This is a genomic window from Pseudoramibacter faecis, from assembly GCF_036289405.1.
Lineage (GTDB): Bacteria > Bacillota > Clostridia > Eubacteriales > Eubacteriaceae > Pseudoramibacter > Pseudoramibacter faecis.
Window position 1 is genome coordinate 507,333 of sequence record NZ_JAYFFI010000001.1, and the last position, 11,634, is coordinate 518,966.

The 11,634-nt window shown below is 55.1% G+C and carries 9 protein-coding genes; 7 read left to right on the forward strand and 2 right to left on the reverse strand.

Annotation, left to right across the window (positions count from 1 at the left end):
• Window positions 1-172: 172 nt before the first annotated feature.
• From V3C63_RS02485 to V3C63_RS02515, 7 genes are all read left to right on the forward strand, one after another.
• Complete coding sequence (locus V3C63_RS02485) at window positions 173-781, forward strand: glycerol-3-phosphate responsive antiterminator (RefSeq protein WP_329886226.1); 609 nt, start codon at window positions 173-175, stop codon at window positions 779-781.
• A gap of 141 nt (window positions 782-922) precedes the next feature.
• Window positions 923-2,404 (forward strand): NAD(P)/FAD-dependent oxidoreductase, encoded by a 1,482-nt coding sequence (locus V3C63_RS02490; protein ID WP_329886227.1) that lies wholly within the window; start codon window positions 923-925, stop codon window positions 2,402-2,404.
• Window positions 2,405-2,422: 18 nt separating this feature from the next.
• Complete coding sequence (locus V3C63_RS02495; protein ID WP_329886228.1) at window positions 2,423-3,691, forward strand: NAD(P)/FAD-dependent oxidoreductase; 1,269 nt, start codon at window positions 2,423-2,425, stop codon at window positions 3,689-3,691.
• Entirely contained in the window at window positions 3,692-4,051 is a 360-nt protein-coding gene (locus tag V3C63_RS02500) for a DUF1667 domain-containing protein (RefSeq protein ID WP_329886229.1), read from the forward strand.
• Between the two features lie 223 nt (window positions 4,052-4,274).
• A complete protein-coding gene (locus V3C63_RS02505) occupies window positions 4,275-5,762 on the forward strand; it encodes an ABC transporter permease (RefSeq protein WP_329886230.1) in 1,488 nt (495 codons plus the stop codon).
• 12 nt (window positions 5,763-5,774) lie between these two features.
• Window positions 5,775-6,452 (forward strand): ABC transporter ATP-binding protein, encoded by a 678-nt coding sequence (locus V3C63_RS02510; RefSeq protein WP_329886231.1) that lies wholly within the window; start codon window positions 5,775-5,777, stop codon window positions 6,450-6,452.
• Between the two features lie 194 nt (window positions 6,453-6,646).
• The gene (locus V3C63_RS02515; protein ID WP_329886232.1) at window positions 6,647-10,081 is read left to right on the forward strand and encodes a leucine-rich repeat protein; all 3,435 of its coding nucleotides are present in this window, start codon (window positions 6,647-6,649) and stop codon (window positions 10,079-10,081) included.
• A 58-nt stretch (window positions 10,082-10,139) separates the two neighbouring features.
• On the opposite strand, the gene V3C63_RS02520 is transcribed toward V3C63_RS02515, so the two are convergent.
• Both V3C63_RS02520 and V3C63_RS02525 read right to left on the reverse strand, forming a co-directional pair.
• A complete protein-coding gene (locus tag V3C63_RS02520; protein WP_329886233.1) occupies window positions 10,140-10,565 on the reverse strand; it encodes a hypothetical protein in 426 nt (141 codons plus the stop codon).
• A 124-nt stretch (window positions 10,566-10,689) separates the two neighbouring features.
• Window positions 10,690-11,622 carry a M23 family metallopeptidase gene (locus tag V3C63_RS02525; RefSeq protein ID WP_329886234.1) on the reverse strand — a complete coding sequence of 311 codons (933 nt, stop codon included), beginning with the start codon at window positions 11,620-11,622 and terminating at the stop codon, window positions 10,690-10,692.
• Window positions 11,623-11,634: the final 12 nt, after the last annotated feature.

The window sequence follows — 11,634 nt, forward strand, 5'->3', positions numbered from 1 at the left end:
ACACCACTCTCCGACGGGTCTTCCTGTCGGAGAGTTTGTGCGTGAAACGGGAGGGTTAGCCCGGGCTATCTCGCAGCCATCACTCAGCCGCAGGACGGATTGAACTAACCTCCCCGCCTTCACACGGTTTTTATATTCAAATCACTATCTGATAGCTTACGGGAGGTCCGAGGTGGCGACTTTAAAATGTCAGCATCTGCTTGAAGCAAATCCGGTGATCGCCGCGATTCGCAATCCGCGGGATATTCACGCCGCGGTGGATTCTCCCTGCCAGATCATCTTTCTGCTCACCGGCAATATTTACAACTTGAAGCCCATGGTGGACCTTGTGAATGCAGCCGGCAAATACGCCTTTGTGCATCTTGATCTGCTCAAGGGCTACGCGGAGGACCATTACTTCATCCGCTACCTGCGGGAAAAGATTCGCCCCGCCGGCGTGATCTCCACCCGCAACACGCTGATCACCCAGGCGCGCAAAGAGGGCCTGATGACCATTCAGCGGCTTTTCCTTCTGGATTCGTCTGCGATGGATGTCACCCTCAACTCCGCGCGCAAGATCAAGCCCGACGCCGTCGAGATTCTGCCCGGGCTCGTTCCCAAGGTGATTGAACGGGTCCACGAAGAACTGTCCCTGCCGATTATCACCGGCGGCTTTATCGAAACCGAAGACGAAGTCAGAACCTGTCTGGGGGCGGGCAGCCTGTCGTCCTCCACGTCGCATAAGCCTTTGTGGGACGCTTTCAATTCCCTCTTAGCATACGCGAAAGACCTGCGGTCTTGACCCCATCGATGTACGACCTCAACAACTAAATCAATCAACGGGCAATGGAGAGCCGCACTTTTTTCACGGATGATTAAATACGTGAAGTCTTGTGCGGTTTTTTATTTATAAATTTAATTTATCATCAAGGAGGATTTTATTATGTACGATATCGCTATAATAGGTGCCGGTATTGCCGGGTCCTACGTAGCACGGGAGCTCTCCCGTTATCAGCTGAACGTCGTCTTGCTGGATGGCGAAAATGATGTGGCCAACCAGATCACCAAAGCCAACTCTGCGATTGTCCACGCCGGCTTCGACGCGGTGCCCCACAAATTAAAGGGCCGCTTCAACGCGCCGGGCAACATCATGTACGAAAAGGTCTGCCGGGATCTTTGTGTTCCCTTCAGGCGCACCGGCTCCCTGGTTGTCGCCCACACGGAACACGAAATGTACACCCTGCAGGAACTGTACAAACGCGGCCTGGAAAACGGCGTGCCGAACATGCGCATCCTGTTCGAAGACGAAGTCCATGAAATGGAAGAAAACCTGGCACCGGACATCTGCGGCGCACTTTACGCGGGAACGGCCGGTCTGGTCTCCCCCTACGAGCTGGGCGTTCGGGTGGCGGAAAACGCCATCGACAACGGGGTTGAACTCAAGCTCAACCACCTGGTGACGAATATCGCCAAAAAAGACGACGGCACCTTCAAAATCGAAACCACAGCCGAAGACATCGGAGCGAAATTTGTGGTCAACGCGGCCGGGGTCTACGCCGACGATATTTACAACATGATCGGCGATCCCTACTTCAAGCTGCTGGCCCGCCGCGGGGTGTACTTCATCTTCGATAAGGAAATCGGCGATCTGGTGCACAATGTCATCTTCCCCTGCCCGACCAAGGTCGGGAAAGGGATCCTCGTCTCGCCGACCGTCCACGGCAACCTGCTCATCGGGCCGGATGCCATGCCGGTGGAAAAGGGCGACATCAACACCACCCAGGACCGCCTGGACTACATCAAGGAAAATGCCCTGAAAAACTGTCCGGCCCTCGGTCAATACTTCAACAAAATCATCCGCTCCTACGCCGGAACGCGCAACACCCCGGTGGCCGATACCTACACCACCACCGACGGCGACTTCATCATCGAAGAATCGCCGGTTAAAAACTTTGTCAACTTCGCTGGCTACGAATCGCCCGGCTTGACCTCCGCCCCGGCCGCTGCCTATTACTGTGTGGAAGAGATCATTCTGCCGATGCTCGAACGGGAAGGTATGGCCCCGGCGATCAACGAAAGCTTCAACCCGAAGGCCCGGCCACATCTCATCTTTAACGAATTGTCCGATGAAGATAAGAAAAAAGCCATCGAAGCCGATCCGCGTTACGGCAAGATCATCTGCCGCTGCGAATCCATCACCGAAGCGGAAATCGTCGACGTGATCCATCGCAATGCCGGCGCCACCACCGTCAACGGCGTAAAGAAACGCTGTCGTCCGGGGGCCGGCCGTTGCCAGGGCGGCTTCTGCTCGCCCCGCGTGGTCGAAATTCTCGCCCGCGAGCTCGACTGCGACATGGAAGACATTATGTACGACGCCAAGGATACGAGCTATATCCTCAATGGCAAAACGAAAAATAATCAATAACGGGGAGGAAGTCTTACTATGTACGATATTATAGTCATCGGCGGAGGCCCCGCCGGTCTTGCTGCTGCTGTGGAAGCCCAAAAGGAAGGCGTCGACAATATTCTGATTCTCGAACGCGACCGCGAACTCGGCGGCATTTTAAACCAGTGCATTCACAACGGCTTCGGCCTGCACACCTTTAAAGAACAGCTCACCGGCCCGGAATATGCCGAACGCTACATCGACATGGCCGCGGAAGCCGGCATTCCCTACAAGCTCAACACCATGGTGCTCGACCTGACGGTGGACGGCGACGCGAAAACCGTGCACGCCATCAACGAGGAAGACGGTTATATGGCGCTTCAGGCCAAGTCCGTGATCCTCACCATGGGCTGCCGGGAAAGAACCGCCGGCGCCATCGGCATCCCGGGCTTCAGACCTTCCGGCGTCTTCACCGCCGGCACCGCCCAGCGCTTCATCAACATGGAAGGCTATATGACAGGCAGGGAAGTCGTGATTCTCGGCTCCGGAGACATCGGCCTGATCATGGCCCGCCGCATGACCTTAGAAGGCGCCCACGTCAAGGCGGTCTGCGAAATCATGCCCTATTCCAACGGGCTGACCCGCAACATCGTTCAGTGCCTGGACGACTACGACATTCCGCTCAAACTCTCCCACACCATCACCTTCATCCACGGCAAAGACCGGGTGGAAGCGGTGGACGTCACCCGGGTGGACGAACATTTGAAACCCATCCCGGGCACGACGGAAACCGTCCCCTGCGATACGCTCCTGCTTTCGGTGGGGCTGATCCCGGAAAACGAAATCTCCCGGGGCGCCGGCGTCGAGATCGACCGCCGCACCAGCGGGCCGTCCATCACCGAGCTGTGTGAAACCAATCTGCCCGGCGTCTTCGCCGCGGGCAACGTCGTCCATGTGCACGACCTGGTCGACTTCGTATCCCAGGAGGCGGCGCTCGCCGGCAAGGGGGCCGCCCGCTACGTGAAGGGACATCTGGAAGAAGACATCAATTTCGAAACGGTCAACGGCGACGGCATCGGCAACGTGGTGCCGGAAAAAATCACCGTGGCCAACCTCGATGACGCCGTCAACTGCTACATGCGCGTGCGGAACGTCTGCACCGACTCGGTGATCAACGCCTATATCGGCGACGAGAAGATCGCCACCAAGCGCGCCCAGAAGTTCGTCCCGGCAGAAATGGTCAACTTCAAAATCAGAAAGAGCGTTTTGGAAAAATATCCCGACGGCGAACTCAAATTCGTCGTGGAACCGAAGGAGGCTAAATAAATGAAGAAGGAAATGACTTGCATTGCCTGCCCGATGGGCTGCCACCTAACCGTTGAGGGTGAAGGGGACAACTGGACGGTCACGGGCAACTCCTGCAAGAACGGCGAACGCTACGGCATTCAGGAAATGACCGACCCGAGGCGCATTGTTCCGTCGACGGTGGTCATCAAAGGGGCCATGCTCCACCGCCTGCCGGTAAAAACCGCCCAGGAAATTCCGAAGGGCAAGATCTTCGACTGCATGACGGAACTCGCCAAGGTCGTCGTGAAGGCGCCGGTGAAAATGGGCGATGTGGTGCTCAAGGACGTGTGCGGCACCGGCATCGACGTCGTGGCCACCAAAACCATGCCCGCGGTTTAAGCCAAAAACAATCAACCTTAACGAAGGCTGTCACAGATTTTCTGTGGCGGCCTTTTTAAGTTTTTTGAATGGCTGCCGATCTTATAATCAATCTGTGATCACCTCAATTTAAAACGTCCCGGTCGGCTGCGCACCGGCTCATTTTTATGCGATGAACGAATAACCGGGACGATTCGGATTTGAAAAGCGCTTTTCGAAAGGAGTCAAAACACAGGAGGATATCATGTTTATTTTTAAAAATGCGTGGCGCAATATCACCCGAGCCAGAGGGCGAAGCATTCTGATCGGCGCGATTATTGCCATTATTGCATTTTCAGTCTGCATCGGGCTGAGCATCCGTCAATCAGCGGCGGACGCCAAAACCGCGGCTTTGTCTAAGCTGAATATCACGGCGCAGATTTCGCCCAACCGGGACCGCGCCATAAAAAAAGCCAGGGCCTCAGGGTCCTTGAACTTCTCAGGTCTGAAGAAAAATCTCGGCACGAGCCTAAGCCTCAGCCGGCTAAAGAAATACGCCAAGGCCAAGGCTGTTAAATCCTTTTATTACACGCTGGCCGCCTCCTTTGACGCGTCGGGCAGCGCCAAGGCCTACAGCACGTCGGACCGTTCAGGCAACTCATCAAAGGCAGATAGCAATGCGCCCAAGGGCATGACCACCGGAGATTTTTCCGTCGTCGGCTATTCGTCTGACGAGGCGATGACCGCCTTTACCCAGGGCACCAGCAAAATCACCAAAGGCAAAATGTTCACGGAAGGCACCTCGGAGATGGTCTGCGCGATCTCCAAGGAACTGGCCAACTACAACAATTTATCTGTCGGCGACAGCATCACCCTCGCCAACCCGAACGCCAGCAGCGAAACCTATACCTTGAAAATCGTCGGGATCTACAAAAACAGTCAAAGCTCGGCCCAGGCGGCCGGCGGTATGATGCAAAGCGACCCCGCCAACCAAATCCTGACCAGCTATAACACCCTCAAGCAGATCACGGCAACGTCAAAGGCCAAAAACAGCGATAACGCCGTCACCGGCAATTTGAGCGGCACCTACGTGGTGGGCAGCACGGCCGGCTACAAGGCGTTTAAATCCCAGGTGAAGGCGCTCGGCCTTTCGAGCAAATACGCGGTATCCTCCAGTGATATCGAAAGCTACGAACAGAGCGCAAAGCCGTTGGAAAATCTCTCGACTTTTGCCGGATATTTCCTCGTGGTGATTTTGGTGATCGGCGCGGTCATCCTCGTGGTGATGAATATTTTCAGCACCCGGGAACGGAAATACGAAATCGGCGTGCTCAGCGCCGTCGGCATGAAGAAAGGCAAAATCGCCCAGCTTTTTATGGCGGAAATATTAATCCTGGCACTTTTCGGCGTGGCAATCGGCGGCGGTCTCGGCGCGGCCACCTCCGTGCCGGTAACGAAAAAATTGCTTTCTGTCTCGGTGAGCACCCAACAAAATCAAATCAGCGGCATGGCGCAAAACTTTGGGCGAAGCAATAACGGCGGCGCTCCTCAGGGCGGTCCCGGTCAAAGGCCGGGCAGCAACGCAGCGGCCGGTGACAGCAGTATCTTAAACAGTATTTCCAGCGGCGTAAACGCCGCTGTCGTCACCGAGCTGCTCTGCGCCATGATCGCATTAGCCGCGGCGGCCGGCGCGGTTTCCGTCGTCACCATCATGCGCTACAAACCGTTGCAGATTCTCGCCAACCGCGATTAAAAGGAGGCCACCATGAATACCCATACGCTTATGCAGCTGGACCACGTCAACTTTGCCTACGGTGCGCAGGAAGTGCTCCGTGACGTCAGCTGCCGATTTGAAGCCGGCAAAGTCTACGTCATCATCGGCCGCTCCGGCGCCGGCAAGACCACCTTGCTTTCGCTGATGTCCGGCCTTACCGAACCCACCGACGGCACCATCACCGTCGGCGGCGTCGACCTGAAGACGATGGATCCCTGCACCTATCGAAGCGGCCGCATCGGCGTGATTTTTCAATCCTATAACTTGCTGAGCAAACTCACCGCCGTAGAAAACGTCGAGCTATCAATGGAGATCGCCAAACAAAACGCCCGTGCCCCCATCGAACGCTCATCTCTGATCCAGCGGGCCTATACCCTGCTCGAACAGGTCGGCCTCACCCGAGACGAGGCCGACCGGCGCATTCTAAAACTCTCTGGCGGACAACAGCAGCGCGTCGCCATCGCCCGGGCCCTTTCTTATGGGCCCGAGATCATCCTGGCCGACGAGCCCACCGGCAACCTGGACGAACACACCCAGGCCGCCATCATCGACATTTTAACGGACCTGGCCCGGCAAGGCAAATGTGTGATCGTTGTGACCCATTCGCCTGCCGTGGCCGGCCGCGCAGACGAACAAATCCGGCTGGAGACCATTAATCGCGTGTCGTGAAGATAAACTGCAAATTTCAATCTGACGCCTTTGCCAATAATGGCAAAGGTGTTTTTTAATGGCATTTCGTAGCCCTTTCTTTAAAATTTTTAAGCTTGAAAATATTGACATCCCTCCGTCATGCTGTTAATATGATTTTAAGCTTTTGTTAGCTATGACTTATTTTACTGCCAAATATTTTAAAAGAAAGGTCCATGATGAAAATATTAAAATACAGCCGAATCGGCATCTTCACCTTGATTCTCTGTCTGGCGATGCTCCAGATTTTTGTGCCCGCGGCAAAGGCCGACAGCGATTTTGCCATCGACAGTAGCGGCACACTCACTCAATACACCGGATCGGGCACCGTCGCCGTCATTCCGGATGGCGTTAAAACCATCGGCGCTTCGGCTTTTGCAGGCAAGCCCATCACCGAGGTTAAAATCCCAGACAGTGTCACAACCATCGACAGTAGCGCCTTTTATCATTGCCCCGCGCTAAGAACTGTTACGATGGGGAAGGGGCTAAAAACCATCGGAAGCGGTGCCTTTAACGGCTGCTCAGCCCTTCAATATGTCGCGCTGCCTGAGGGAATCACAAGCATCGGCGACAAAGCCTTTTATTCCAGCGGCATCGAATTTGCCAAAATGCCCGCCAGTCTTCAAACATTGGGCAACAGCGCTTATTACAATAGTAAGCTTTATGCCATTCACCTCAACGATGGCCTGAAGACCATCGGCAAGACCCCGTTTTCCTCCTGCTATAATCTGCGCGGGGTAAATGTGCCGGCCAGCGTTACCGCGATCGGCGATTGCCTGACCGACGATATGGGTTCCGCTCTTACCTGGGTGCGTTTTGAAAATGACGCGACGGTGATTCCCGCCAATCCCACCGAAACCTGGACGGCCACCACCTATTATGGCGGCGATCCCTCCACGCTCAAAACCAAATACGATGCCATTTATGCCAAGAATAACCAAACGAAGATCAACTTTAAAAATAAATCCGCTTTTCGATTTTTGAATACCTTCGCCTTTGACACCTCCAGTCTCACGCTCCAGGCGGGCGACAGCCACACCCTGACCCTAAAAAAAGCGCCGGCTGATGCCACGGATCCCCGAGTGCACTACATCTCGAGCAATCCCGACATTGCCAGCGTCGACGATACCGGCCGCATCCAAACCAAAAAAACCGGTAGTCTCACCATCATGGCCGCTGCAGCCGACGGCCATCTCGCCACGGTCAACGTGACGGTCAAAGCTGCCGGGCATGAATTGTTCAAAATCGATAAAAACGGCGTTCTCCTCGATTACTACGGCCACGATACAAAGATCACCCTCCCGGACAACGTCAAAAAAATAGCCGCCTCCGCCTTCCAGGGTAAAGCTATCACCCAGATCACCCTGGGGAAAAAAGTAACCGCTATTGAAGACAACGCCTTTAAGGGCTGCGCCGCCCTCGTATCGGTGGATACTTCTAATGCCGCGGGACTCGCCCAGATCGGCCGCAGCGCCTTTGAAAACTGTACGGCCTTAACCAGTCTGAACGTGCCGGCCTCTGTCACCGCGATTGGCGGCAGCGCTTTCAAAGGATGCAAGGCACTCAGGCGCGTAACGATTCCCGCGGATAGCCCCGTCACCCGCATTGAACCGGCCACCTTCTCGGGCTGCAACCAGCTGCAAAGCTTCATCCTGCCAAAAAAATGCCGGACCATTGGCGACTACGCCTTTGCATCCACCGCTGCTCTATCTAAATTTACCTTTGCCAAGGGCAGCGCGCTCACCACCATTGGCCGATCGGCCTTTGCCAGCGCCGGTCTTCACTCCCTTGAGCTTCCCGAGGGGCTCCAAAGCGTCGACACCCAAGCGTTTACCAGCACCGATGCTTTGACGCGCATCGCTTTTCCGGCAAGCTTTAAAGGGCCGGCCAACGGCAGCTTCCCCAAGCTTTTCGATATAAACGATGCGCACAACACGTCCATTTTAAAACAGATCGTCTTTGCCAAAGGCAATGCCCGATACCACGACTTTGAAGGCAGCGTCTACGAAGGCACCACCCTTGTCTATGCCGCGCCGGGCATTAAAGATCTGCGCCTCGAAAAAGGGACCACTGCTATCGGCCCCGGCGTCGCCAGCGTCCATGACCACCTGAAATCCGTAACCATGAGCGAAGGGGTTCAACGCATCGGCAGCGCCGCCTTTGCTAACTGCTTTGAAGTTGAAAAAATTCACCTGTCCGACAGCATTGAAACCATCGATGACGCCGCTTTTCTCGGCTGCGAATCCCTCAAAGAAATCAATGTCCCCAAGCGGCTCAAAAAGATCGGCAGTCTGGCTTTCTATGAACTCGAAAACCTCGAATCTATCGAAATCCCGGACGGCGTCACCCAAATTAACAGCTACGCGATTTCCGGCCTGGATCATGCCAAGCATGTGATCTATTCGCGCCGCATCACCGATGTCGCCCGTTGTGGTTCTGCCTTTTTCCCCAACGCCGAAGAGCTTTATCTGCCCGAAACCCTCAAAAGCGTCGGCATGCAGGGCTTCGCCGCCTGGTCGAAGATCACCCATCTGGAGTTGCCCGTTTCGCTGCAATCCGTCGGCGATGAGGCCTTTAAATCGGCAAATCAGCTTCGCTCCGTTTATATCCCCGGCGGTACGAACCTCGGTCGGGATGTATTTTCCCTGGATGTCGGACACCGAATCACCGTCTTCACCCACCATCCCAACACAAGCATCACGGCTCTCGCCAAGAACAACAACGTTCAGCTTGTCGACCTGGATTATCAGAAAACCACCCAAAATAACCGCAAAGTTGAAATTCAGCAGTTGGAAAATCTGCTGACCGCAGGCAATCAAAATCACCATTTCGTCCTCACAGTGAAAGAAAAAAAACCGGATGCCGGCGAAAGCCTCCATTTGCGCGTGAGCGCCGCAGACAACGGCCAGACCCTCAACAAGCCCGGCGCTCCCTTAAAAGCCGTCATCGAATTGACCCCCGAACAAGAAAAGCACGCCTACGACGTTTATCTCAAAAACGGCAACCATTACACCAATCTGACTGCCAATCGCCTCTCGCGCTTTATCCGCGCCGAACTGCCCGCTTTTGGTGATATCGTCCTGGTGCCGGCCGGCCATGATCCAAGGGAACCGCTGACCTTGCTTGAAAGCCCCAATAACGCCTGGACAGGCCAAAACCCAGTCGGACTGCGCTTTCGGGTCAACAGCAATCTTCGCAACTTCACCTCGGCCTACCTGAATGGGACGGATGCCGCTCATCGCATAGATCCAAAACATTACGCCTTAAAATCCGGATCGACCATCCTCACGTTGGATCCCAAATATCTCAAGACCCTAAAACCCGGCCGCCACACCCTGTTTTTGGCATTCAAATCGGACGATGCCTATCAAGGCGGTGTGATTTCCACCGGTTTTAATATCTCCCTGACACCGGCTCATACATCAATACCGTTTCAGCGGCCGGCCGCAACTTTGCTTCGCTTCTCAGGAGCTCAATCTCCCCATACCGGGGATGCCGACGACGCTGCGCCCTGGTTGTTTTTACTGGTAGCCAGCGCCCTATCGGGTGGCTTTGGCTGCAAAAATCTTTGGCTGAAAAATCCGAAACCTGATGCCTCACACAAAGAATAAACGAAAAACGCGCCCACTTTAAAAAGTGGGCGCGTTTTCCGCTGCCGTTTTGATGCGATTATAGATCTTCCGCCCGGAACACCAGTCCCTGGCAAAAGCGCAAATTGTCCGACGACGGCTGATTGTCTCGGATTTCAAAAGTCGCATGGGGAATCTCGGTCCGATAGGACCAAACGTAGGGCCCTTTGCACCAGCAGACCTGCACCGCCTTGGCGCGGGCCCGAGCCCGGCGGCTGTGCACGCAATCACATGGACAATCCTCGAACAAGCCGTCTTCCCTGTCGAGATAAAGCGTCCCGCCGTCCTTGGTCTCACAGGTAACCTCGATAGCGCCGGTAATCACGGTGGTATCGTCGGACTGGCCGAAAACAATCACCAAACCGGCGTCGGCCGCGGCCTGCCTTTCCGCATCGGTGATCTCCTGTTTATATTCCCGGCCGTTCAGCGCTGACGCCGCGCTCTTCACGGATTCAAAAGCGGTCATTGGATTTTTCCTCCCTATTTTTGATCGTCTGTATTTTTATATTTTAACAGATCACGCCGCAAATTGCATCCGCGCACACTAAAAAACAGCTCTGCGCTGTGCAGAGCTGTTGGATTTCCTGCCTTTAATTGCCCCGTCCCTTCCCCTGGAAGTTCAGCGACGGAAAATACGTTCGGGCATCAACCTGTTTGCCATTGAGAAACCAGTCGAGATGAAGGTGCGGTCCCGTGGAGTGCCCAGTAGAGCCGCTGAGCGCAATCACATCGCCCTTTTTCACATGTTGGCCCCGGGTCACCTTGATCTGGCTCAAATGGCCGTAGCCGGTGCCGTAGGTATCCTTGGTCTTGGCGTCTGTGCCGTGGTCGATGGCCACATAATTGCCGTAGCCGCTGGCTTCCCCGGCAAAAACCACCAACCCATCCGCCGCGGCCAACATCGGCGTGCCGGTGGGCACCGAAACATCCACGCCTTTGTGGTCGGTCGAGCCCACCCCGCCGGGGGAGCTGCGATGACCGAAACCGCTGCTGATATAAAGGGCATTTCTTTGATTCATCGCAACGGGCCACATATAATCGTTTTTCCAGATGCCGCTGCCAAAATTCAGGTGCATCGAATTGCCTGCTGCGCTTTCCGCCTTAAATTCGCCCGCAAGCTTTTTATACTGAGCTTCCTGCACCTTTTTGATCGCCTCAAGTTTTCCCTTGGCCGCTTCCTGTGCTTTTTTATTCGCATCCAACCGGCGCACCGCATCTCGATCCGCCCGCATAATGTTTTTCACTTCACCGATCCGCGAAAGCATTTCCGAGATATCGTCGCTCGAAAAAAAGATTTCCAGATAGCCGTCGTCGCCCATCATATACATCACGCGAGCCCGGGAACGCAATAAATCGATCTGCTTAACGCGATCTGCCTCCAGCTGCTTAATCTGGCGGTTAGCTTCGGCAAGTTGAGCATCGGTCTTCTGCATTTGCGCCTGTACGTTATCCAGCTGCTCCTGGGTGGCTGCCTGCACCGGCACCATCCACCCCCAAAGGCCGAGGCCGATCGTCAATGCCACCCCCGCAGCAAT